This window comes from Nocardioides salsibiostraticola, from assembly GCF_054783655.1.
Genome location: NZ_BAAGQD010000027.1, coordinates 76,203 through 99,373, shown reverse-complemented (window position 1 = coordinate 99,373; position 23,171 = coordinate 76,203). Strand labels below are relative to the sequence as shown.

At 66.9% G+C, this 23,171-nt stretch carries 21 protein-coding genes and 1 pseudogene; 7 read left to right on the top strand and 15 right to left on the bottom strand.

What is annotated here, in order from left to right:
- Positions 1-67: 67 nt before the first annotated feature.
- Both ACYVLV_RS18300 and ACYVLV_RS18295 read right to left on the bottom strand, forming a co-directional pair.
- Positions 68-904: a beta-keto acid cleavage family enzyme gene (locus ACYVLV_RS18300; RefSeq protein ID WP_460812482.1), complete on the bottom strand. Its 837-nt coding sequence runs from the start codon at positions 902-904 to the stop codon at positions 68-70.
- Positions 901-1,830, bottom strand: a complete 930-nt coding sequence (locus tag ACYVLV_RS18295) for a VanZ family protein (RefSeq protein WP_460812480.1) — start codon at positions 1,828-1,830, stop codon at positions 901-903. Before ACYVLV_RS18295 ends, ACYVLV_RS18300 begins: the two co-directional genes overlap by 4 nt.
- Before the next feature lie 353 nt (positions 1,831-2,183).
- Between ACYVLV_RS18295 and ACYVLV_RS18290 the strand changes: the two are divergent.
- From ACYVLV_RS18290 to ACYVLV_RS18280, 3 genes and pseudogenes are all read left to right on the top strand, one after another.
- Positions 2,184-2,669: pseudogene (locus ACYVLV_RS18290) on the top strand (IS110 family transposase); the annotation flags it as partial.
- A gap of 256 nt (positions 2,670-2,925) precedes the next feature.
- The gene (locus ACYVLV_RS18285) at positions 2,926-3,426 is read left to right on the top strand and encodes a transposase (RefSeq protein ID WP_460812477.1); all 501 of its coding nucleotides are present in this window, start codon (positions 2,926-2,928) and stop codon (positions 3,424-3,426) included.
- Positions 3,427-3,667: 241 nt separating this feature from the next.
- Entirely contained in the window at positions 3,668-6,034 is a 2,367-nt protein-coding gene (locus tag ACYVLV_RS18280; RefSeq protein WP_460812475.1) for a M1 family aminopeptidase, read from the top strand.
- 407 nt (positions 6,035-6,441) lie between these two features.
- Here the strand turns inward: ACYVLV_RS18280 and ACYVLV_RS18275 are convergent, their stop codons facing one another.
- Together ACYVLV_RS18275 and metX are read right to left on the bottom strand one after the other, a co-directional pair.
- Positions 6,442-6,600, bottom strand: a complete 159-nt coding sequence (locus ACYVLV_RS18275) for a hypothetical protein (RefSeq protein ID WP_460812472.1) — start codon at positions 6,598-6,600, stop codon at positions 6,442-6,444.
- Between the two features lie 80 nt (positions 6,601-6,680).
- Positions 6,681-7,808 (bottom strand): homoserine O-acetyltransferase MetX, encoded by a 1,128-nt coding sequence (gene metX, locus ACYVLV_RS18270; RefSeq protein WP_460812469.1) that lies wholly within the window; start codon positions 7,806-7,808, stop codon positions 6,681-6,683.
- A gap of 210 nt (positions 7,809-8,018) precedes the next feature.
- On the opposite strand from metX, the gene ACYVLV_RS18265 reads away from it, so the two are divergent.
- The gene (locus tag ACYVLV_RS18265; RefSeq protein ID WP_460812465.1) at positions 8,019-8,654 is read left to right on the top strand and encodes a hypothetical protein; all 636 of its coding nucleotides are present in this window, start codon (positions 8,019-8,021) and stop codon (positions 8,652-8,654) included.
- 15 nt (positions 8,655-8,669) lie between these two features.
- Here ACYVLV_RS18265 and ACYVLV_RS18260 read toward each other — a convergent pair whose 3' ends face one another.
- Positions 8,670-9,842 (bottom strand): AI-2E family transporter, encoded by a 1,173-nt coding sequence (locus ACYVLV_RS18260; protein WP_460812462.1) that lies wholly within the window; start codon positions 9,840-9,842, stop codon positions 8,670-8,672.
- Between the two features lie 176 nt (positions 9,843-10,018).
- Between ACYVLV_RS18260 and ACYVLV_RS18255 the strand changes: the two genes are divergently transcribed.
- The gene (locus ACYVLV_RS18255; protein ID WP_460812460.1) at positions 10,019-10,678 is read left to right on the top strand and encodes a fibronectin type III domain-containing protein; all 660 of its coding nucleotides are present in this window, start codon (positions 10,019-10,021) and stop codon (positions 10,676-10,678) included.
- A 115-nt stretch (positions 10,679-10,793) separates the two neighbouring features.
- Here the strand turns inward: ACYVLV_RS18255 and ACYVLV_RS18250 are convergent, their stop codons facing one another.
- Positions 10,794-12,101, bottom strand: a complete 1,308-nt coding sequence (locus tag ACYVLV_RS18250; RefSeq protein WP_460812458.1) for an O-acetylhomoserine aminocarboxypropyltransferase/cysteine synthase family protein — start codon at positions 12,099-12,101, stop codon at positions 10,794-10,796.
- Positions 12,098-12,331 carry a DUF1416 domain-containing protein gene (locus ACYVLV_RS18245; protein WP_460812456.1) on the bottom strand — a complete coding sequence of 78 codons (234 nt, stop codon included), beginning with the start codon at positions 12,329-12,331 and terminating at the stop codon, positions 12,098-12,100. Before ACYVLV_RS18245 ends, ACYVLV_RS18250 begins: the two co-directional genes overlap by 4 nt.
- 98 nt (positions 12,332-12,429) lie before the next feature.
- Between ACYVLV_RS18245 and ACYVLV_RS18240 the strand changes: the two genes are divergently transcribed.
- Positions 12,430-14,229 carry an acyltransferase family protein gene (locus ACYVLV_RS18240; RefSeq protein ID WP_460812454.1) on the top strand — a complete coding sequence of 600 codons (1,800 nt, stop codon included), beginning with the start codon at positions 12,430-12,432 and terminating at the stop codon, positions 14,227-14,229.
- A gap of 187 nt (positions 14,230-14,416) precedes the next feature.
- Here the strand turns inward: ACYVLV_RS18240 and ACYVLV_RS18235 are convergent, their stop codons facing one another.
- From ACYVLV_RS18235 to ACYVLV_RS18210, 6 genes are all read right to left on the bottom strand, one after another.
- Positions 14,417-14,713: a DUF1416 domain-containing protein gene (locus ACYVLV_RS18235; RefSeq protein ID WP_460812452.1), complete on the bottom strand. Its 297-nt coding sequence runs from the start codon at positions 14,711-14,713 to the stop codon at positions 14,417-14,419.
- Positions 14,713-15,573 carry a sulfurtransferase gene (locus ACYVLV_RS18230; RefSeq protein ID WP_460812449.1) on the bottom strand — a complete coding sequence of 287 codons (861 nt, stop codon included), beginning with the start codon at positions 15,571-15,573 and terminating at the stop codon, positions 14,713-14,715. Before ACYVLV_RS18230 ends, ACYVLV_RS18235 begins: the two co-directional genes overlap by 1 nt.
- A gap of 213 nt (positions 15,574-15,786) precedes the next feature.
- The gene (locus tag ACYVLV_RS18225) at positions 15,787-16,308 is read right to left on the bottom strand and encodes a DUF4395 domain-containing protein (RefSeq protein ID WP_460812448.1); all 522 of its coding nucleotides are present in this window, start codon (positions 16,306-16,308) and stop codon (positions 15,787-15,789) included.
- A gap of 241 nt (positions 16,309-16,549) precedes the next feature.
- Entirely contained in the window at positions 16,550-17,047 is a 498-nt protein-coding gene (locus ACYVLV_RS18220) for a thioredoxin family protein (RefSeq protein ID WP_460812446.1), read from the bottom strand.
- Between the two features lie 3 nt (positions 17,048-17,050).
- On the bottom strand, positions 17,051-17,326 hold the full coding sequence (locus ACYVLV_RS18215; RefSeq protein ID WP_460812444.1) for a MoaD/ThiS family protein: 276 nt from the start codon (positions 17,324-17,326) through the stop codon (positions 17,051-17,053).
- 51 nt (positions 17,327-17,377) lie between these two features.
- Entirely contained in the window at positions 17,378-19,165 is a 1,788-nt protein-coding gene (locus ACYVLV_RS18210; protein ID WP_460812441.1) for a DUF4012 domain-containing protein, read from the bottom strand.
- Positions 19,166-19,377: 212 nt separating this feature from the next.
- On the opposite strand from ACYVLV_RS18210, the gene ACYVLV_RS18205 reads away from it, so the two are divergent.
- Positions 19,378-20,739 (top strand): tyrosine-protein kinase domain-containing protein, encoded by a 1,362-nt coding sequence (locus ACYVLV_RS18205; protein WP_460812439.1) that lies wholly within the window; start codon positions 19,378-19,380, stop codon positions 20,737-20,739.
- A gap of 15 nt (positions 20,740-20,754) precedes the next feature.
- Here the strand turns inward: ACYVLV_RS18205 and ACYVLV_RS18200 are convergent, their stop codons facing one another.
- Together ACYVLV_RS18200 and ACYVLV_RS18195 are read right to left on the bottom strand one after the other, a co-directional pair.
- Positions 20,755-21,999, bottom strand: coding sequence for a glycosyltransferase family 4 protein (locus ACYVLV_RS18200; protein ID WP_460812437.1), 1,245 nt, complete (start codon positions 21,997-21,999; stop codon positions 20,755-20,757).
- Complete coding sequence (locus ACYVLV_RS18195) at positions 21,996-22,988, bottom strand: NAD-dependent epimerase/dehydratase family protein (RefSeq protein ID WP_460812435.1); 993 nt, start codon at positions 22,986-22,988, stop codon at positions 21,996-21,998. The genes ACYVLV_RS18200 and ACYVLV_RS18195 overlap by 4 nt, the downstream gene beginning before the upstream one ends.
- Positions 22,989-23,171 lie beyond the last annotated feature (183 nt).

Sequence of the window (23,171 nt, the reverse complement as noted above, 5' to 3'; positions counted from 1 at the left end):
TGTGGTACCGGTAGTCCCTGTCGAGATCCGGACGGACATTTCTCCGAATCGTTGATGGCGTGTCCGCCTACTCCAGACCGAGAAGGCGTCGAGCTTCGTCCGACGTTGCCGTCGGCCGCTGCACGATGCTTCCGAGTGCCGCGGCCCTCCGGACAAGTTGGGCGTTGCTTTCTACCGCAACGCCGCGGCTCAGGGTCACCACGTCTTCCATCCCGACTCGCAGGTGTCCTCCCATGCTGAGGGCGGCCAACATCACTGGGAGGCTGGACCGGCCGATGCCGGTTGCTGACCAGGATGTAACCGCCGCGGGCATGGCAGCGAGTGCCGCGACCAGTGCTGGGGCTGTCCCGGGCATCCCGCCTGGCACGCCCATCACGAAGTCGCAGTGCACCTTGTCCCCCACGGGCAGCCCGTATCGATCGAGCAGCCTGCCGAGAGATGCCACATGGCCGAGGTCGAACAACTCGAACTCCGGGGCGAGCCCCCGCTCCTGAGCGCCTTGGTAGAGCTCGCAGATGAAGGGCCAGGGGTTGGAGAAGACATCGTCGCCGAAGTTGGTGGTGCCCATGGTCAGGCTGCACGAGTCCGGGGCCGCGTCGAGGACGGCGAGCCGGGCGTCGTACGGGTCGTGGACCGAGCCACCGGTGGACAGCTGGACGACCAGGTTGGTGCTCTCACGCAGGGCCTCGACGGTCTCGCGGAGGCGGGCCTGGTCCAGGGTCGGTCGGTGGTCGTCGTCGCGGATGTGGACGTGGATCATCGATGCGCCCGCGGCCTCACACTCGACCGCGGTTGCGACGATCTCTTCAGTGGTGGTCGGGAGATGCGGGACGTCGGCCTTGGTGGTCTCGGCCCCCGTGGGGGCCACCGTGATCATGAGGGGTGGGGTGGTGGAGGTGCTCACCTCTGCATGGTGCCAGCGCCGGTGACCGGCGTCGCTTCACCACGCTGAACCGGTTGCGTGCGTTGGTTCCACAATGCCCAGACCGCAGCCAGGATGAGGGCTCCGATCAGGGAGCCCAGGGTGTTGGCCACGATGTCGCGGGCCGATCCGCTCCTGGTGGGCAGAACGATCCGTTGGACGATCTCCACCCCGGCGCTGAGCACGAACCCAGCAACCACCCAGTCGGAGAAGGTCAGACGTCGGAGCAACAGTCCGCCGATCAGGCTCAGGGGCACCAGCATCAGGACGTTGAGTCCTCGTTCGGCGGCGGAGCTGCTGATGGTCAAACCGAACCAACCCGCGAAATCGACCAAACTGAACACACCGCGGCTTGGGACGGACGGGTTGGGCGCCCAGACCAGGTAGACGACAGCGGAGAGGTAGACGACGTAGGCGCCGATGAGCAGGTTGCGCCACGGCGGTCTCGAGAGGCCCTCCCACCGAGGGTCTGTCTCCCGGGGTGTGGGTGGGTCGAGGTTGATGCCCGCGATGACCTCGCGGACCATCGCCAACAGGAGAGCCCCCGCGAAGGCGCCCAGCGTGTTGGCCACGACGTCCTGGCTGGAGCCGGTGCGGGTGGAGAGCCCGACCAGTTGGATGAGCTCGACGGTCAGGCTTGCGATGAAGACGCCCGCCACCCAGGCGGTGGGCCGGACCTTCGGGAAAAGCAGCCCGCCCAGCAGTCCGAGCGGGACGACCAGGAGCACGTTGAGACCGAATTCCGCGGCCGAGGTCGACAGCGCTACGCCGAGCTTGTCCGTCACCGAGACCAGCTTGACGATGGCTCGGTCTCCCAGGGAGGTGCTCGGGTTGAGGACTAGTTGGGCGACGACGCCGAGGTAGGCGAGAAATGCCCCTCCGAGTAGGAGGCGGAGGGGTTTGGGCATGAGGAGAAGGATAGTTCGGGTTTGAGGGTGGTCTTGACCAGTTCGAGGGACCTGTGGTGGGTGGGTCGGTCTCCTGCTCGCCGGGTTTCGAGGCTCCTCGCTGCGCTCACTGGTGCACCATCGGGTTGTCGGTGGTTCCAGATGAGCTGCCGGTACACCCCTGGTCCCTACCGGGCCACCGCCTGCTGCGCGTGATTCTCGAGATCCACGACGAGTTCTGTGGGGCCCGGTGGGCCAGGATCCCCAGACCGGCTACAGGGCTATGCGCCGATGAGCGCCGATCAGTGAGCGACCGGCTGCGGGGTCCCGGACCACCGGGTGTTCTCTCACTGCTCCAACAGCGAGGAACCGATATGAGTGTGACCCCTCAAGCCATGAGACCGAGATTCTGTGCGGGTCTGGACTGGGCCCAAGACGACCACGCCGTATGCATCATCGACCCCCGCGGTGAGGTCATCGAACGATTCACCATCGCTCACACCGCGGCCGGAATGAAGCGACTCGTGAAACGTCTCGCCGCCGCCGATGTGCGTGAGATCGGCATCGAACGCGGCGACGGCCCCGTCATCGAGACGCTGCTAGACACCGACCTCACGGTCTTGGTGATCAGCCCGAACCAGGTCAAGAACCTCCGTTCGCGATACGGATCAGCCGGCAACAAGGACGACCGCTTCGACGCCTACGTCTTGGCCGACGTCGTACGCACCGATCGGCGGCGCCTCACACCTCTGGTGCGTTCGACTCACGCGACCAGAGTGCTACGGACCAGTGTGCGAGCACGCCGAGACCTCGTCGAGCACCGCGTCGCGACAGCGAACCAACTCCGCGCGCACCTCCAGATTGTGCTGCCTGGGGTAGTCGGACTGTTCAAGGACCTCGATTCGGCAGTGAGTTTGAGTTTCATCGAACGATTCACCACCCAGACCAAAGTCGATTGGCTCTCCCCGCAACGACTGGCTCAATGGCTGGAGAAGATCGGTTACTCCGGGAAAGACGGACCCCGCCGTCCTGCATCAACACCTCATCGCCGCACCGGCCGGCACGACCGGCCCCGATGCCCATACGACCGCAGCGGTCACCTCCGCCTACGTCGCAGTGCTACGTGTCCTGAACACCCAGATAGAGGCCCTCGCCCGCACCATCAGCGACCAGTTCGATGCCCACCCCGATCACGACCTCTTCGCGTCTCTGCCCCGCTCCGGGACCCTACGAGCAGCGCGCCTACTCGCAGAGATCGGAGACGCCCGCGGCCGATTCCCCACCGCAGCCTCCCTGGCCTGCCTAGCAGGCGTCGCACCCTCGACCCGCCAATCGGGAAAGATCAAAACCGTCACCTTCCGCTGGTCAGCCGATCGAGACCTCCGCGACGCACTGTGTGACTTCGCCGGCGACTGCCGCCGAGCGAATCCCTGGGCGCAAGACCTCTACCAACGAGCCCGAGCGCGCGGCCACGACCACCCCCACGCCGTACGGATCCTCGGCCGCGCCTGGGCCGACATCATCTGGCGATGCTGGCAAGACGGCACCACCTACCACCCCGACCGCCATAACGCGCTCCAACGCGTCCTGAACCAAACACCACCACAAGCCGCATGAAACACAGCGAAGGTTGACACAGGGCAACTCGTCACACCTCAACCACCGGCGGCGGGTGGGTTTCGAGACGGGACTTCGTCCCCGCTCCACCAGCGGCGGCGTTGGGTCGCCGGGTTTCGAGACAAGACTTCGTCTTTCCTCAACCAACGGCGAAGAGATGTAACGCTGTACTTCTGCCTTCGTTAACCCCTCTGACGACCAACGCCCAGGGGGTCGTCCCACGACACTGAGGATCTCGCTCATGCGGCTCACCCGATCTGGCTCCACCCGCCCTCTCGTCCGGTTGCTCGTGGGCGGGGTGATGGCATCCACAGTGGGCTTCGCAGTCCTACCCGCCGCCGCCGATGAGGCGACGCCCGGGGCGTTGACCAATGGGGACAGCCTGTTCCCGCACATGGGGAACGGGGGTTACGACGTCAGCAACTACGCGATCGACCTCGAGTACCTCACCAGCGGTTCGATCGAGGCGACCACGACGATCACCGCGGACGCGCCGGCTCCGCTGTCGTCGTTCGGGTTGGACTTCGAGGGTCTGACCGTCGACAGCATCACGGTGAACGATGCCGCGGCGACCTGGGCGCGTGACCAGGATGAGTCGGTGACGAAGTTCAAGCTGGTTGTCACTCCGGCCGAGCCGGTGTCCGGGGAGTTCACCACCGTGGTGACCTACTCGGGCACACCCACGGCTCACACCGACTCCGACGGCAGCATGGAGGGGTGGAACGCCACGACAGACGGTGCGGTCGCGGTCAACGAACCCGTGGGGGCGATGACGTTCTTCCCAAACAACAACACGCCCCGCGACAAGGCGACCTTCGACATCGACCTCACCGTCCCGGAGATCGTCCCCGGGGTCGGGGTCTCTGCGGTCAGCAACGGGGTCTTGCTCTCGAAGGACAGCAACGGGGACGGCACCCGGACCTGGAAGTGGCAGCAGCCCAACCAGATGGCGCCGTACCTCACGCTCGTAGCAATCGGGAACTTCACCGAGTACACCTCGACCATCCCGCTCCCCGGGGGACGCAGCACCCAGGAATGGAGTTATGAGGACCCCGCAGCCCGAGCCACCAGCGGCCAAGCCACGCAACGGGCCCGGTTCGCCGACATCTTCGCGTTCATGGAAGGGAACTACGGGCCCTACCCGGGCGCCGCAGCCGGGCTGGTCGTCGACATCTCCAGCCTCGGGTACGCCCTGGAGACCCAGGACCGCTCCTACTTCGAGGCCCAGATCGGGGCCGACACCCTGACCCACGAGATCGTCCACCAGTGGTTCGGCGACAACGTCTCCCCCACCGACTGGAACGACATCTGGCTCAACGAGGGTCCGGCGGAATACATGACCAGCGAATACAACTTCGCCGCCGGTCGAACGGCCACCACCCCGGAGACCAAGTGGTTCAACGTCTGGAACTCCACCGGCGCGGACGACGACAAGTGGAAGACCCCGCCGGCGAACATGCCCGACGACACCGACCTGTTCGGCTGGCAGATCTACACCCGCGGCGCGATGACCCTCGAGGCGCTGCGCAGCGCGGTCGGCACCGAGGCCCTCCACGCCATCATGCTCACCTGGCAGCAGCGCTTCGGCGGCGGGGACGCCTCCACGGCCGACTTCATCGCCCTGTCGGAGGAGATCTCCGGACGCGAACTCAGCGCCTTCTTCCAGGACTGGGTCTATGACGCCGACAAGCCCGCGTGGCCCCCCTCTTTCGCGCTGAGCGAGTCCGCAACCCCCGCAGGCGGGACCGCGGTTGCCGGTGGCGACACGGTGACCTACACGCTGACGGCCGCAAGCAACGGCAAGGTGCCGCTCACCGCGAGCGAGGTCACCGTCGATCTGTCCGGCCTCGACGACTCGGCCGTGGTCACCACGTTGCCCGCCGACGTGACCCGCGATGGCGACACCCTGACCTGGTCCATCCCTGAGACCGCCCTCGGAGCCAGTTCCACCATGACCTTCGACGCGGTGGTGTTCGATCAGCCCGACGACACCTCCCTCTCGGTAGTGGCCGCCCCGGTCACCCTCGGCGGAGTGTGCGAATCCTGCTCGGTGACACATCCCGTAGACACGGGCGTCTCTCCCACCCCGAAGCCGACGATCTCCGGAGTCGTCCAGGTCGGGAACCGCCTGACCGCGGACCCCGACACCGACGACGAGGGCACGCAGGTGTTCTTCCAGTGGTACCGCGACGACGAGAAGATCGCCGGCGCCAACGGGGCGGCGTACGACTTGGTTGGTGCGGACTACAACCACCGCATGACCGTGGCCGTCGGCTACCGCAAGGGCGGGGCCGACGATGACATCCAGACCAGCGAGCCCACCGACCTGGTCCGCCTCGGCGACCGGACCCGGAATCCGAAGCCGGTCGTCAAGGGCAAGACCCGGGTCGGCAAGAAGTTGCGGGCCAAGGCCGGGCGGCACGACATCGGGGCGGTGGTGCGCTACCAGTGGTACGCCAACGGCAAGAAGCTCGGCAAACAGAAGGACCGGAAGATCGTGCTCGTGAAAAGCTTCCGCGGCAAGAAGATGTCCGTGCGGGTGGTGACCCTGAAGCAGGGGTACGACAAGACATTGCGGTTCAGTAAGCGTACGTCGAAGGTGCGTTGAGTTCGCTCGTCGAAATTGGCTGAGCAGTCAGGTGGAGGGGCCTTCCCCTCCACCTGACTTAACGCTTCACCCTTTTTGCAGGGCTTCCCACATCAAGAACACCGTGATCATGGCCAGGATCGGTAGTCCCACCCACTGCATGATCATCAATCGTCGGTGTTGTGCCACCGGACTTCCGTACACGGTCCGCTTCCTTCGACGCGTACTCATATGCCCCTTCTTTTCTTGTTGTCCCGGGCACAGGATGCGGCCAACAGATTATTCGGACAAGGGGTGACCAATAAGATCCGCGTCACATTTTGCGATGGCTAGACCAGCTGGGTTTGGTTAAGAGTGGTCTTGGGTTTTGGGGGCCTGGTTTCGAGGCTCCACCAGCGCCACTCTCGCCTTGGCCAGCGACGTGTTAGTCAGACTTTGTTCATGGCCTGCCAGACCAGGAAGATCGTGATGAGGGTCAGCAGTGGGAGTCCGATCCACTGCGCGATCATCATGCGGCGGCGGTCGTCGACCACGTTGTCGTGGTGTTGACGGGTGTGGTGGTGGTGCTTTCCTCGGTGCGTGCTCATGTACTCCCCCTGAAGCGAGTGCGTCTCCCGAGCCAATATCCGCCTATCTGGGATATCGGACAAGGGGTGGTCTAGGCCGATCAGCGGAGGAAGTCTGCGACCCGACGATGGTAGCCCGGTGGGGTGAGGAGGAACGAGTCGTGGCCGTGCGGGGAGGAGATCTCGGCGAGGTCGACCTCGCGGCCGCAACGGGCGAGTTCGGCGGCCATCCGTTGGGACTGGGTGGTGTCGAAGCGCCAGTCGGAGTCGAAGGACGTGATCTGGAAGCGGGTCGGTGACGCGGCCAGTCGGGCTTCGGTCTCCGGGTCGCCGAACGGGTCGAAGTAGTCCATCAGCCGGGTCAGGTAGAGGTAGGACAGTGCGTCGAAGCGGCCCAGGAACGTTTCCCCCTGGTGTTGGAGGTAGTGCTCGACCGCGAAGTCCGGACCCAGGCGCCAGTCCCGGCCTGTCGAGTCGCGCTCGTGGTCGAACTTCGCCTCCAGCGCCTGGGCGCTGACGTAGGTGATGTGGGCCATCATCCGGGCGACCTTCTGGCCGTGGCGGGGCACGACCCCGTGCTCGACGTACCGGCCGCCGTGGAAGTCCGGGTCGGCCAGGATCGCCTCACGGGCCACCGAGGAGAAAGCGATGTTCTCCGTCGAGATCCGTGAGGAGGCGCCGACCAGGACGGCCCGGTCGATCTGGTCGGGGGCGTCGATGACCCACTGCAGGACCTGCATCCCCCCGAGCGAGCCGCCGACCGCGGCGTAGAGGCGCTCGATGCCCAGGTGGTCCAGCAGCCGTCGGTGGGCGGCGACGAGGTCGGCCATGTGCAGGATCGGGAAGTCCAGGAAGTACGGCGACCCCGTGGCCGGGTTGATCGACTGCGGCCCGGTCGTCCCCGAGCACCCGCCCAGCAGGTTCGCCGAGATCACGAAGAACCGGTCGGTGTCCAGCGGCTTGCCCGGCCCGATCAGGTTGTCCCACCAGCCCGGCTTGGTCTCCCCCTCGCGCAGACCGGCCGCGTGGGCGTCCCCGGTCAGGGCGTGGCAGACGAACAGCGCGTTGTCGCGCTCGGCGTTCAGCTCACCGTAGGTCTCAAAGACGACCTCGACGTGCTCGAGTTGCCCTCCCCCGCGCAGCGGCAGCGGGTTCTCGGCGGTGGCCAGCACCGCTCGACGGGTCTCGGTGAGACCCACCGAGTTCGATCCCGCGGAGCTGGATGGCATGGGGTCGAAACTACTGGTCGGGCGAGCCCATTCCCCGGGTGGTCCCTCCTGTCGAGACTGTGGTCACGGTGGGGTGCCGGGGAGGGGGCGGTGAGTCGGCGTACTCAGTCGATCTTGGGTGTCCGGGCGGTGCTGGCGACCCCGGTCCCGCTCCTAGATTCACCAGACCACCTCGGCAGCCCGCCGGGTGAAACCGCCCAGGAGAACCCCATGTCTCACACCGCCTCATCCCGCCGCCTGACCGCCACCCTGCTCGCGCCGGCCCTCGTCTCCGCCCTCGCGCTGGGGTTGGCGACCACCGCTGTCCCGGCCTACGCCGAGGGGAAGACCACCCACGACGCGACCGGGGACATCTACAAGTTCAACGAGCACGACTTCGACAACAACGACCTGGTCCCCGCACCCCGCCACCGCAAGGGCGACACCCTGAAGCTGCGGGTGGCCCACACCGAACGGGTGGTGCGCTTCAAGCTGAGCGTCAGCGAGCTCGAGGAGAGCAAGCGGGTCGACACCTTCGCGACCTTCGCGATGAAGACCAACACCGGCAAGCGCGCCAACCTCGAGGTCCTCATCTTCGGTGACGGGGTCCCCGACGAGCCGTACTTCTACGTCGACGGCGCCGGCGTACGCCGCGACAAGTGCCCCGGCGCCCGGATCGCTGTCGACTACGAGGCCGACACCGTGGTGGCCCGAGTCCCCCGCAAGTGCCTGAACTACCCGAAGTGGGTCAAGGGCGGGGCCGGGTTGGGGTCGCTGACCAAGACCACGACGTACGTCGACGACGTGAACCTCGACGGCGCCCCCGGTCAGGAGCTGAAGCTCGGGCCGAAGGTCCGCACCAGCTGACCCCGGGTTGTCCCGTCAGACCGGTTCCTCCTGCTCTTCGAACTCGTCCGCTTCCGGTTCCTGCAGCGCCATGGGGGGCTCGGACCGGGCGGCGACCTGTTCGTCGAGGTACCGCAGGATCACCGCGACCACCGCCATCAACGGGACCGCGAAGAAGGCGCCGACGATGCCGAACAGGGTCGACCCCAGCAGGACCGAGAGCAGCACCACGGCCGAGTGGAGTTGCATGGAGCGCGACTGGAGCATCGGGGAGAGGATGTTGCCCTCGACCTGCTGGACGACCACGATCACCACGAACACGATCAGGGCGCCCTTCCAGCCCAGCGACACCAGGGCCACCAGCACCGCGACCCCGCCGGCCACGAAGGCCCCCACGATGGGGACGAACCCGCCGAAGAAGGTCAGGACGGCCAGGGGGATGGCCAGCGGCACCCCCACGATGAGCAGGGCTGTCCCGATGAAGACCGCGTCGAGGAACGACACGATGGCCTGGGCGCGGATGAACCCGCCCAGGGTCACCCAGCACCGGTGGAAGACCTCGGCGAGGTGGGCACCGGCGTGACCGCCGGCGAGGTGGCGGACCCACGGGACGAAAGCGGGGCCGTCCTTGAGGAACAGAAACGTCAGGGCCAAGGTGACCACGAAGGTGACCGTCAGGTTGGTGACGGTGGTTACCCCGGTCAGCAGCCCGACCGCAATCGTCCCCGTCTCCCCCTGGATCCCGTCCTGCAGGCTCTGCAGCGCCTCGCCGATCTCCGTCGACGACATGAACCCTTCCTGAAGGACCCAGTCCTGAATGGACTGCAGACCCTCGACGGTCGCGGTGGCCAGGGCGTTGGACTGCCCGGCCACCGAGGGGGCGAGGGCGAACCCGAGTCCGACCAGGGCGGCGATGGGGCCCAGCATGGCCACGAACGCCGCCAACGCGGGCGGGAGCTTCCACCGACGGCGCAGGTAGATCGAGATCGGCGCCAGGACGGTGCAGATGATCAGCGCCAGGAAGACCGGGAGCAGGATCGTCCACGTCTCCATCACAATCAGCCCCACCACGATCGCGCCCAACGCGATAGCCACCCAGCGCAGGCTCCACCGCGCACTCCAGGTGATCCCGGCACCGATCAGGTGCTCTCGGGTGGGCAGGTCGTGCTCGGGCGTGCTGGTGGGGGTCGGCGCCTGGGTGGGGTCCATGGGAGAAGAGTCCCAGCAGTTCACCCTCTTAGTCCCCACCCGTTGGGGTAGTTGGTGGGTGGGTTTCGATCGCCACCGACGTTGTGGTTGTTCTCCGGACGGATTTCGACCACAACGCAGGTCGCGGCCGGTCGGGACCCTTGGCGATCCCGGACACGAGCGCCTACGGTTCCGCTATGCGCATTCTCTCGGGCCGAACCCTTGTCGGCGCCCTGGCTCTCACCCTCGTAGGTATCGCCCCTGTCACCGCGAGCCATGGGCAACCAGCTGACAGCAAGTCCGTCCAACGCGTCACGGACGCACCCGAGCCGGACGCCCCGACAGATGTGAAAGTCAGGCGAGCGAACCGGGGAGCCCTGGTCAGGTGGACCGCGCCGGCCAGCAGTTCGCCGATCACGGAGTACCGCCTCACGATCCGGCCCCAGATCCGCGAGTGGACCGTGCCCGGGAACCGGACCTCGGCCCTCATCCGGCCCCTGAAGAACGGTAGAGAGGTCACCTTCAGGGTCCAGGCGATCAGTGAGGGCGGCAAGAGCGTCAAGAGCGAGCCGAGCAACACCGTGGTCCCGGCCACCACTCCGGGCCGCGTCAGGGCGATGCGGGTCAAGGAGACCAAGAAGAAGTTCGTCATCAGGTGGCAGTACCCGAACTCGAACGGTGAACCCGTCCTGCGCTACCGGGTCCGAGTCAACGGGACCGCACAAGCGGTGTTCGGCAGGCGGTTCGTCGTTCGCAAGAACCGACCGGGGACCTATCGGATCAGGATCAGGGGAGTCAACGATGTCGGGGTGGGCCGCGCCAGCCGACTCATCGTCGTACGGGTCGCGCACCGCTAGACCTGCGTTCTGGTCGTTTTTCGGACCGGATTTCGACCACTTCGCAGGTCTCGCGGGCCAGCAGACGGCAACGGGCCGCCCACCCGAAGGTGAACGGCCCGTCGTCGACGAACGATCAGCGGCTGGCGGTCAGCGCCTGCTCGAGGTCGTCGATGATGTCGTCGATGTTCTCGATGCCGATCGAGAGCCGAACCATGTCCTCGGGGACGCCGGCGGCTTCGAGTTCTGCCGGCTCCAACTGGGAGTGCGTGGTCGTGGCGTTGTGGATCGCCAGCGACTTCGCGTCCCCGATGTTGGCCAGGTGGCTGAACAGCTTGAGCGACTCGATGAACTTCTTGCCGCCCTCGCGCCCGGACTTCAGGCCGAAGCTGAGCAGGCCGCCGTACCCCTTGCCGGTGCCGATCTTGTCGTGGATCGCCTGGTAGGGGCTGTCGTCCAGACCCGGGTAGCTCACCCACGACACGTCCTCGTGCGCCGCTAGGTGCTCGGCGACGGTGAGGGCGTTCTCGCTGTGACGCTCCATCCGCAGGTGCAGGGTCTCGAGGCCCTGGAGGAACAGCCAGGAGTTCATCGGGGTGATCGCGGCACCGGTGTTGCGCAGCAGCACGGTACGGGCCCGGATGATGTACGCCGCCGGTCCGGCGGCGTCGGTCCACACGACTCCGTGGTACGCCGGGTCGGGTGCGGTCAGGTTCGCGAACCGCTCGGCGTGCGCGGTCCAGTCGAAGTTCCCGGAGTCGACGATGACCCCACCGATCGAGGTGCCGTGGCCACCGATGAACTTGGTGGCCGCGTGCACGACCACGTCGACGCCGTGCTCGAACGGCTTGATGAGGTACGGCGTGGGCGCGGTGTTGTCCACGATGAACGGCAGCCCCTGCGCGTGAGCGGCCTCGGCCCACACCGGCAGATCGATGACGTTGATCTTCGGGTTGCCGACGGTCTCACCGAAGACGAGCTTGGTGCGCTCGTCAACGTGCTGGGCCAACTCCTCGGGCTTCTCGGGGTCGACGAACCGGACCTCGATGCCGAACTGGGGCAGCGTGTGCGCGAACAACGCGTACGTGCCGCCGTAGAGGGTCGAGAGCGCCACGATGTTGTCGCCGGCGTGCGCCAGCGTCATCACGGCGTACGTCGTCGCGGCGGAGCCGGAGGCTGTGGCCAGGGCGCCGACACCGCCCTCGAGGCGCGTCATCCGCTCCTCGAAGACCGACTGGGTCGGGTTCATGATCCGGGTGTAGATGTTGCCCGGCTCGGCCAGCGCGAACAGGTTCGCCGCGTGCTCGGTGTCGTTGAAGACGTAGGAGGTCGTCTGGTAGATCGGGACGGCCCGCGCGTTGGTCGTCGGGTCCGCCTCCTCCTGGCCGGCGTGGACCCCGAGGGTCTCGGCGCGGTAGTTCGCGCTCTTGCTCTCTTCTGTCATCTGAACACCACTACTTCCGCTAGGGAGCCGACCGCGGCCGACACCTGGTTGTCTACGGGTTCTGCTTTAGGGGCGAGCGTACGCAGGGTCCAATCGCCCCCTCCGGCGAAGAACCGGAAGTGACCCGTGGCGGAGGCTGGCACCTCGGCGGCGAACTCGCCGGTGCGGTCCAACAGCCGGACGTATGCCGACGCGACCCCGGCGTTGGCCGTGGAGCCCGCGTGACTCAATCCATCACGACCAATGGTCGGGATCGACGACGGATGGGGGCTCTCGGTGCAACACTTCCCCCGGGGAGGGGAACTGCGACGCCTACCCAAGGAAGTACATGAAATATCGTCCCGAGATCGACGGACTCCGCGCCTTCGCCGTCGTCGTGGTCATCTTGTTCCACGCCTCGCTGGGGCCATTACCCGGTGGATTCATTGGCGTGGACATCTTCTTCGTCCTCAGTGGCTATCTGATCACCACGATCATCCTCAACCAATTCTCCGAAGGAACCTTCACCTTCAGCGGATTCTGGGAGCGGCGCGCACGCAGGATTCTTCCCGCCCTGATCTTCGTTTGCCTGGCCTGCGTCCCCTTTGCCTACGCGTGGATGCTGCCCGATGAACTACAGAACTTCGGCCAATCCCTGCTGGCCACTGGCTTCTCCGCGAACAATGTCCTGCTCAGCACCACCTCCGGCTACTGGGACCTCGATTCAAACTTCAAGCCACTCCTGCACACCTGGAGCCTCGGAGTGGAGGAGCAGTACTACCTGATCGCTCCCCTGCTCCTGTTCGTGGTGTCGCGGTACGCACGCCGCGCGCTTCTGCCGGTGGTGGCCGGTCTGGGGCTGCTCAGCTTGGGGTTGGCGGAGTTCTATCTGCAGCGCAACCCGAACTTCGCGTTCTACATGCTTCCGACGAGGGCCTGGGAACTCGCGGCGGGCGCTGTGGTCTCGATGGTCCTGCTGAGGAACCCCACGATCCGTGAACACCGCGGGGCCCCCTTCGCTGCGGCGGCCGGGCTGGTGATGATCACGCTGCCGGTGTTCACCTTCGGGGAGAACACCCCGACGCCCGGGGTGGCGATGCTGCTGCCGGTCGGTGGGGTGTGCCTGCTTATCCTTGGCGCTCACGCCGAACGCGGAGTCGGACGCCTCCTCGCGACCCCAGCCCTGGTGCGCATCGGACTCATCAGTTACAGCGCCTACCTCTGGCACCAACCGCTCTTCGTGTTTGCTCGCATCTACGCCAAGGACACGCCCCCGGCCTGGGTTTTCGGTCTGTTGTCGGTCCTCACGTTCGGATTGGCCTGGCTGACCTGGAAGTTCGTCGAAACCCCCTTCCGGTCCAGGCGCACGACCAGCCGGTCAGTCGTCTTCGCCGCCTGCGGCGTGGGGGTTGCCGCCATGGCCGTCAGCGGACTCGGTCTGCACATCACCAAGGGCGTCCCATCACGGCTCCCCTTCGCCACCGGGAGTACCTACACCGCAGAGTCGACGATTGCCTACAACGTGGCTGTCTTCGCACTCAAGCAGGACGAATTCGTCGACGACGGCCGCCGCAAGGTCCTCGTCGCGGGCGATAGTTTCGCGAGGGACTTCATCAACAGCGTCAACGAATCATTTACGCCAGCCCAACTCGCCACGGTCGAAGTCGTGTACCGCAACGACTACCCCATTTGCGTTGCGGAGGCGACCGGAGCGCACCAAGCTTTGTACGACGACGCGGACGTCGTCATCTCAGCCCGCGCAATTGAGCCGTGTATCGAGGAGAACCTTTCGACCTTCACCGGTGACAACAAACCCTTCGTCGTGATCGGGACCAAGCACTTCGGTGGGAACCTCGACTGGCTGATGCGAATGGACAACTGGGCCGATCAAGTCAACGCGGTGCCCGAGCACGTGACGGAAACCGAAACTTCCCTTCAAGCGGAAGTTCCGCCCGGGAATTATGTGTCCTGGTTGGACGCCGTCGCGCGCGACGGTGAAATCCCGATCACCGACGGAGTCGGTGTTCCCCTGACCTTTGACCGACTCCACCTCAGCAAGGCGGGCGCAATCTACTTCGGCGCACGAGCCCTTCCCGGGTCGGCAGCCGAGACCGCCTTCTTTGGCCGGTTGTCGAACCTCACGCCCTAACCCGGCGGGCGGACCCGCTTTCGATCGCCCGCGTAACGCACACCTACCCGTGCACCGATGGCATGTGGCCGCTTGCTCGCTCGATCAGGCGAGAAAGGCCAGCGACCCGCTCGTGGCAGCACGGGCGGCAGGCCCGCCGCATCAGCGGCGGGCCTGCCTGCACCTTTCGGCCCGTGCGGGACGGGGGTCAGATGCTGATGGAAACCTCGGCGACCTTGCCGACCGAGGCCGACACCTTGTTGTCTACGGGGTCCGCCTTCGGCGCGAGCGTACGCAGGGTCCAATCGCCCTCTCCGGCGAAGAAGCGGAAGTGACCCGTGGCGGAGGTTGGCACCTCGGCGGTGAACTCGCCGGTCCGGTCCAGCAGCCGGACGTACGCCGACGCGACCGGCTCGCTGCCGCGCAGGACCTGGCCCTGGATGATGGCCTCCTTGTTGATGTCGACCCCGTCCAGGGACAGTCCGCCCTCAGTGGCGCCGCACATCAGTTGCCACCCTCGGGGAAGCCGGCCTCGTCGCCGAGCTGAACCGGGACACCGACCAGGGAGCCGTACTCGGTCCAGGAACCGTCGTAGTTCTTCACGTTCTTCTCGCCCAGCAGTTCCTTGAGCACGAACCACGTGTGCGAGGAACGCTCGCCGATGCGGCAGTAGGCGATGGTGTCCTTGCTCCAGTCGACCCCGGCCTCGGAGTAGATCTTCTTCAGGTCCTCATCGGACTTGAAGGTGCCGTCGTCGTTCGCGGCCTTGCTCCACGGGACGTTGGAGGCCGTGGGGATGTGGCCGGCGCGCTGGGCCTGCTCCTGCGGGAGGTGGGCCGGAGCCATCAGGCGGCCGGCGTACTCATCGGGGCTGCGGACGTCGACCAGGTTCTTGGTGCCGATCGCGGCGACCGTCTCGTCGCGGAAGGCGCGGATCGACAGGTCGGGCTCGGAGGCGGAGTACGACGTTGCGGCCCGGTCGGGCAGCTCGTCGGTCAGCTCGCGGGAGTCGAGCTCCCACTTCTTGCGGCCGCCGTCCATGAGGCGGACGTCCTGGTGGCCGTAGAGCTTGAAGTACCAGTAGGCGTAGGCCGCGAACCAGTTGTTGTTGCCGCCGTAGAGGACCACGGTGTCGTCGTTGGAGACGCCGCGCTCGGAGAGCAGGGCGGAGAACTGGGCCTGGTTGACGAAGTCGCGGCGGACCTGGTCCTGCAGGTCCGTGGTCCAGTCGAGCTTGATCGCACCGGCGATGTGGCCCTTGTCGTAGGAGCTGGTGTCTTCGTCGACCTCGATCAGGACGATGCCGTCGGTGGTCAGGTTGTCTTCGACCCACTGGGTCGAGACGAGGGAGTTCTCGCGCGTCATGGTGGTGCCTGCTTTCTTGTGGATGGCTTGTGGGGTTGCGTTTTGTCGTTGTGGGGTCGGGGTCTCGAGGCTCGGGCCTGCACACCTCAATACGCCTCGTTGGTCGAGGGGTGAGGAGCTCGTTAGCGACGAGCCTCGAAACCTCGGCAGAGGTTGCGTGATCGGTCCCGGGGTTTCGAGGCTCAGGCCTGGCGGCCTTCGCACCTCAACCACCTAGCTGGGGACGATGCGGGCTTCGTTGCTCGAGGCGATGGCCTGGATGCGGCGGAGACCGAGGTACATCTCGCAGCCGAGGCAGAAGCGGAAGACCGCGTTGAGGAGGGCTGCTGTGAGGGCGAAGCCGGTGGCGACCAGGCCGAGGGTGTCGGCTCCGGCGAGGAAGCCGGCGACACCGACCAGGGCGAAGGCGAGGCCGACGGCCTGGGCGAACCGCGGCGGGGCCGGGTCCTCGACGTCGGTGGTCGGCGAGAGGCGCGGGCGGACGAAGTTCTTGAACAACCAGGCGTGTGGGGTGCTCTGCACGCCGCGGGCTACGGCCCAGGCGAAGAGGCCCGCCTGAATGACCAGGAGGCCGGTGGCCAGGGCGCTGGGCCCGGTCAGGAGCACCGCGCCGAGGAGTAAGGCGGTCAGGGCCGCGGCGAACTGCGGCCCGCGGGCGTCGATCTGGCCCGGCGTCCCGGTGACCGGGGCGGTACGAGTGGCGAGGCTGGGGTTGTTGCTGGTGGTGGCGCTCATGGCTGATCCTTCGAAGTCCTGGGTGGCTGATGTTCCTGCTACCGGGACCCGCGGCTCTCAGATGAGCGACAAATGGGGGGTCCCGATCAGGGCATGCAACACAGTGCCGAGGACACGCGGCAGTGATCCACTGCGCGTCGCTTGGTCAACCAGGTCGAGAACATGTGCAGAACCGTAGCCACTGAACGGGACTCCCGACCAATGCTGTTCTCAACAGATGAGACGCGTGTCCACATGGTGGTCAGGAGTCCGTCTCGACGTCGATCGGAAGCGCGGCCAGAACCTGCTCCTTGCGCGGCGCACCGGCCGCCCGGGAGACCTCAACGCCGTCGGCGTTGAGGATCAGGGTGGTGGGGGTGCGCTGGACCGAGAGGCGGCGTACGAGCTCGAGGTGGTGCTCGGCGTCGATCTCCAGGTGGGCCACTCCGGGCACGACGTCAGCGATCTCGCCGAGGGTACGACGCGTGGCCCGGCACGGCGCGCAGAAGGCGGAGGAGAACTGCACGAGCGTGGCACGCTCCCCCGGGGTCGAGTCGGGCAGCGCAGCCACGACCTGGTCCCACACGGTCTCTTCGCGGACCACGGGCTCCGACGCACCGGCGGGCTCCTCGGCCGACTCGCCCGCCGAGACCTTCAGCTCGTGCGTCCCGCGGAAGCGCCCATCGGTCAGCATCCGGTAGCCGCCGAACGCCAGTGCGGCTGCCACAGCGACCAACAGCACCCAGGTTCCTGTGCTCACGACTCAACCTCCCGCGAACGGGGGTAGGAATTCCAGCGTCGACCCGGGCTCGATCAGGACCTCGTCGGCGTTCCGAGAGGCGACGGGCTGGTCGCCGACCAGGACCGAGCAGCTCTCGAGGACCGCAGCGAGCCGGGAATCGGGGTGAAGCGCGACCAGGCGCGTCTTGACCTCGGTCAGCGAGATCGGACCCTCGACCGGGACCTCGTCGACGCCACACCCGGCCGCCGCGCGAGCGGAGGCCCAGTAGTTGGCGCGGATCGTCCCGGGGGTGGTCATAGCAAGGGAACGATAGACCCGGGCCGATGTATTCCGTCTCGGCAGGCCAAGTCAGCAGGCGGACCGGGCGAGAACCGACTCGTCCTCGGGCGCAACCCCAGGGGTGACCGTCACCTCGACATCACCGTCCTGACCCGGACCGGCCTTCATCGACCAGGTGACCGTCCGGGTCTGGCCGGGATCCAGGACGAGCGCCAACGACACCACGTCGCGGCCCTCGAACCCCACCCCGGCGCCGGCAGTGGGCTGCCCGTCGATCTCGAAGTCCGACGAACTCCCGCCCACCGGGGACATCACGTGGGCCACGAGCAGTTGTTGGCCGGGCCGGAGGGATTCGTCCCGGAACGGCGCGAAGCCCTGCACGGAGTCGGGTAGCGCAGCGGCGTTCGGCGGGGTCGCCGAGGTGACGGTGAAGGAGCCGAGCAGTTCGTTGCGGCCGCCCCGACAGTTCGTCGGGGTCACGGTGACGTCGTAGTCGAGGTAGAAGGACATCTTCGACCCGGTGCCGTCGTTGAGGTAGACGCCCACCTGGGGGTTCGAACTCTCGGCGCCGACGAGCTCGCCGGCCACCTCGGTCCCCCTGATCAGGTCCTGCTCCTCCTCGACGAACGAATGCAGTTGCACCCGGCCCTCGGTCACCCCGCGCACGAGACCGCGGATCAGTTCCACCGGGTTGCCGCGGCCGTTGGCGAAGGCGTTGAACGCCTTCTTGGCCACCGCGTCGAGGATCTCGTCCTGGACCTCCGGGTCGGGGTTGCTCAGGTAGACCTGGTTCTCCACCGCCTGCACGATGTTCTCGGCGGTGAACGTGAAGCCCGCGACCTCGAGGGGCCCGGTCGCCGCGATCAGGTAGGACAGGGTCACCGGGTCGACGGTGAAGATGCCGTCGATGTCCCGATCGAACCTCGCCTTCCACCGGGCCCGCCACAGCTCGGCCGCGCGGGGGAAGTCGGGGGTGAAGTTGGCGTTGAGGAAGTAGGTGCCCATCTGGCTCCCGAACACCTCACGCTCCTCGTCGGTGAGCGGGAGGACCGGCTTGTCCAGCAGCGGGAAGTCGGCTCCACCGGACTGTTGCTGGGCGATCCTGACCCGACCATCGGCCGCGCGGACCCGCGAGATGCTCCCCGGCAGCCCGCCGGTGGACCGGATCTCCGCGTTGTTCTGGAAGATGAACAGGTAGTCCCGCTCCCCCTCCGCGCCCAGGAACGAGGGCATCAACTGAGCCGCCCGGGTGGCGATGTCCAGCGTCTCGGTGGCGGAGGTGACCTCGACCCGCAGGTCGTCGAAGGCCCGTTGGACCGGACCGGCGAACCCCGTGGAGTCGATCGGCTCCAGGCGCTCGCGGGCCTGCTCGAACGCCGTCTGACTCCGGGTGGCCGGGGCGACGAGCGCCGCGATCTCCTCGAGCGGGAACTGGGAATCGGACGGTGAGAAGGATCCGGCGTTGATTCCGCCGGCTGACTCGACCAGCGGGGGGATGGCGTCCTGTCCCAGGCCCGACAGGACGTCGGAGACCATCGTCAGACCGCGGGCGTCGTCCCCGATCAGGGGGATCCACTCCAGCAACGTCCAGCCGGGTGAGGTGGTCGCGTCGGCCGCCGCGGCACTCGAGGATTGGAACTGCGTCAGGGCCACCTCGGCCGATGGCTGGTCGCCGGCCGTGAGCGCCACCTGCAGCGACTCGGCCTGCACCTGGGCGTCGCGGAGGTTGGCGAAGGCCCGTTGGGCGCTCCAGCCCAACCACACGACCCCGAGGATCACCAGGGTCCCGGCGACCCCCAACGCGATCTGTCGACGTCGACGCCGGACGCTGCGTCGGGTACGCCGCTTCTCAGCCACGTAGGGACCGCCCGGACAGGGCTCCTCCGTGCAGTGCCCCCATATCCGGCTCCTTCGACGTCGTCAGCGACCGCGACCCTAACAAGGGACCGGCCCCCGAGGACCCGAATCCCACGACCCCGCTCAACCTGTGCACATGACCGACCGGAAGGGTGTGCCGTGACCTAGGATCCAGCGCAGGCCGGATCACCTCAGACTCACCCGGGAGACACGTGGACTTCAAGCAGTTCGCTCAACTGCTCAGACGGCGATGGTTGACCATCTTCGTGTTCACCGTCGTCGCGGTCGGCGTCAGCGCAGGATTGAGTGCGCAGGCCACCCCTCAGTACGAGTCCGAGGCCCGGGTGTTCGTCTCGGTCGACCTCCAACAGGCCAGCGACGGCGTGGCGGTCAGCCTCTTCACCGAGAGCCGGATCGGTTCCTACGCCAGCCTGGCCACCAGCGGGAACCTGATGCGACAGGTCGCCGACGACCTCGGGATCGACGTCACCACCCGCGAACTGGCCGAGCACATCACCGCGGAGGTCGTCCCGGAGACCACCATCATCCGGATCGTGGCCCGCGACGACCAGGCCGAAGGCGCCCAGCGCCTGGCGTCGATCACCGCCCAGCGCCTGACGCAGTACCTCACCGACCTCGAGACACCGAGCGGTTCGGACACCCAACTGGTGGCCACGGTCACCGACGAGGCCGGACTCCGCAACACCCCGGTCAGCCCCCGCACTCGGCTGAACCTCATCGTCGCCCTCCTGATCGGCCTGATGATCGGCACGGCGACCGCCCTGGCTCGAGAACTGCTCGACCGCACCGTCACCACGATGGAGCACGTGCGCGACGTGAGCGAGGCCCCGGTCCTGGCCAGCATCGGGGTCGACAAGCAGATCAAGAAGAGCCCCCTGCTCACCGACCTCGACTCCTTCGCCCAACGCACCGAGGCCTTCCGACTGCTGCGCACCAACCTGCGTTTCCTCGACCTCGACGAGGACCCCCGCTGCCTGGTGATCAGCAGCGCAGTGCCCAGCGAAGGCAAGACAATGACCTCGACCAACCTCGCGCTGGCGTTGGCGCAGGCGGGCCGTAACACCCTGCTCATCGACGGCGACCTGCGTCGACCGCGGGTGGCCCGGCAACTCGACCTGGACGGCGCGGTCGGTCTGACCACCGTGCTCGTCGGGTCCGCCGAGATCGAGGACGCCGTACAGGTCCACGAGGCCAGCGGACTGCACGTGCTGACCAGTGGCCCCAAACCCCCGAACCCGACCGAGATCCTGCAGTCCCGGGTCACCCACGAGACCATCAAGGAACTCATCGGGCGTTACGACATGGTCATCATCGACGCGCCCCCGCTGCTCCCGGTGGCCGACGCCTCGGTGCTCTCCACCCTCGCCGACGGCGTGATCCTGGTCGTCCGGCACGGTAAGACGACCCGCGATCAGCTCGAGCAGGCCGTGGGTCGCCTCGAACAGGTCGGCGGGCGGCTCTTCGGTGTGGTCATCAACCTCGTGCCCAAGCGTGCCTCGCGCGGCTATTACTACTACTACTACGAGGACGGCAACGCCTCCCGCGCCAAGTGACGCCGGCGCTCCCGCCTAGCCGGTGATCGCGGTGTGCAAGGTGTCCTCGAAGGTCGAGGCGCAGGTCGTGAGGTCGAACTCGCTCTCGGCCAGCTCACGGGCCCGCTTCCCCAGGTCCGAGCGGCCCTGGTGGTCGCGCAGGACGTCGGCGGCCCAGTCGGCGGCCTCGGCCAGGGAGTCCCTGTGCGGAGGCACCACGCATCCACCCGCGGTGGTGACCAGTTCGGCGGCCAGGTTGTCGGCCGGCATGAAGCCCACGATCGGGCGGCCGGCGGCCAGGTAGGACAACGTCTTCGACGGGACGGAGAAGGAACCTGCCCCGTCCTCGAGGAGCACCACCAGCAGGTCTCCGGAGGACAGCACCTCGGAGAGTCGCTCATAGGGCTGGAACGGAAGCAGGGTCAGGGCGACCCCGCACCGGGCGCTCTCCTCCTCCAGGACGGCCCGGGCCGGACCCTCGTTGACCACGACGAGGCGTACGTCGACGCCCCGGTCCATGACGGCCCGCGCGAGTCGGGGAAGCAGCGCCGGTTGGTGCTTGAGACCGAGCGTGCCGGAGTACAACAGCGTGAGTTCGGAGGACAACCCCTGCTCCTGGGACCACGGGTTGTCCCTGGGTCCGGGTCGGATCTCGCCGAGGGGCGCCCAGTTGGGGATCACGGTGACCCGATCGAGGGTCCCCCACTCGCGGTGCACGGGCAGGAAGGAGTCGGCGATGACCACGATCTGGCGGGCTCGTCGCGCCGTCCACCGTTCGGTGCGGGCGTAGCCCCACGCCAAGATGCGGAAGTAGAGCGGTTTGCTCTCCCGCGCGAAGGCGCGCACCGCGTGACCCTGGATGTCCTGGTGCCACAGGACCCACGGCGTACGCCGGATCCGCAGGAAGCAGGCGAGCAGGAACGCCATCGGCACCGGGGTGGTGGAGACCAGGACGACCTGAGGGCGAACCCGCGCGACGAGCAGCAGCAGCTCCAGGCCGAGCCAGACCTCCTGGAAGAAGCGACGGAAGAAGGCCGACTTCGCGATCCTCACCCGGCGCCCGATAACGCGGAAGCGCAGGGCACCTCCGGTCCCGCCGGCGTCGTTGGTGGCATCGTCGTCGGTCCCCAGGTTGCCCTTCCCGCTGACGTACGCCCCACAGGAGCCGTGGACGACGTCATGACCGCGCGCCGCCAGGGCTCGACTCAACTCGGCCTGGAAGGGGTGGCCGCTGAAGTCGAAGACGAGTACGCGTAGGGGGAGGTGAGCCTGGGGCGTCACTCCATCGATTTTTTGACCTCGTCGTAGACCCAACGGTAGGTGGCCTCGAGCCCGTCGGCCAGCGACGTGGACGGCTCCCAGTTGTAGTCGCGGAGGATCTGGGTGTTGTCCGAGTTGCGTCCTCGCACGCCCTGAGGGGCGTCGAGCAGGTAGGTGCGCTCGCACCGGACACCGGCGATCTCCTCGACGATGTCGACCAGTTGGTTGATCGAGACCAGTTCGGAGGAGCCCAGGTTGACCGGCTCGGCCGAGTCCCCGGCCATGATCATCTGAGTGCCCTCGACGCAGTCGTCGATGTAGGTGAAGCTCCGGGTCTGATGCCCGTCGCCCCAGATCTCCAGGCTCTGGTCACCGGTGATCATCGCGTGCGCGATCTTGCGGCAGACCGCAGCCGGCGCCTTCTCGCGCCCGCCGACGTAGGTGCCCTGGGGCCCGTAGACGTTGTGGTAGCGAGCCACCCGGGTGGTGAAGTCGTAGTCCTCAGCGAAGTGGCGGCACATCCGCTCCGCGAACAGTTTCTCCCAGCCGTAGCCGTCCTCGGGCATGGCCGGGTAGGCGTCCGCCTCGCGCAAGGCGACGACGTCGGTCTCGGTCTGCTTGTGGGCTGCGTAGACGCAGGCGGAGGAGGCGTAGAAGTAGCGCTGCACCTCGGCCTCGTGCGCGGCCTGGAGCATGTGGGTGCTGGTCAGCACCGACAGCATGCAGGCTGCCTTGTTGTTCTCGATGAAGCCCATCCCGCCCATATCTGCGGCGAGCATGTAGACCTCACTGGTGTCCGCGACCGCCGCCCGAGCATCGGCGAGCAGCGACAGATCGCCCTGCTGGTTCTGAGCGTCGCGATGGACTTGGTACCACTCCGAGGTGGGCTTGACGTCCACCACTCGCACGTCGTACCCCTGTTGGAGCAAGGAGCCAGCAAGATGGCCGCCGATGAAGCCGCCACCGCCTGCTACCAGAATCGGACCGTTTCCGCTGTTGGAGCTTTTCACCACTGATCACCCCATGTGATCTCATTTATGCGCTGCCCCCCACGGACAGGTTGTGATCGAGCTCAGCGTGTCGCTTGTGGCGGACTGGGCTGGACCGCAGCCGCACTGGTGCTTGATAGGTGCGACGCTGGGTAGACACTATCGGCCGGATGGAGCGTCTGTCACGATTCGTCCAAAACCTGT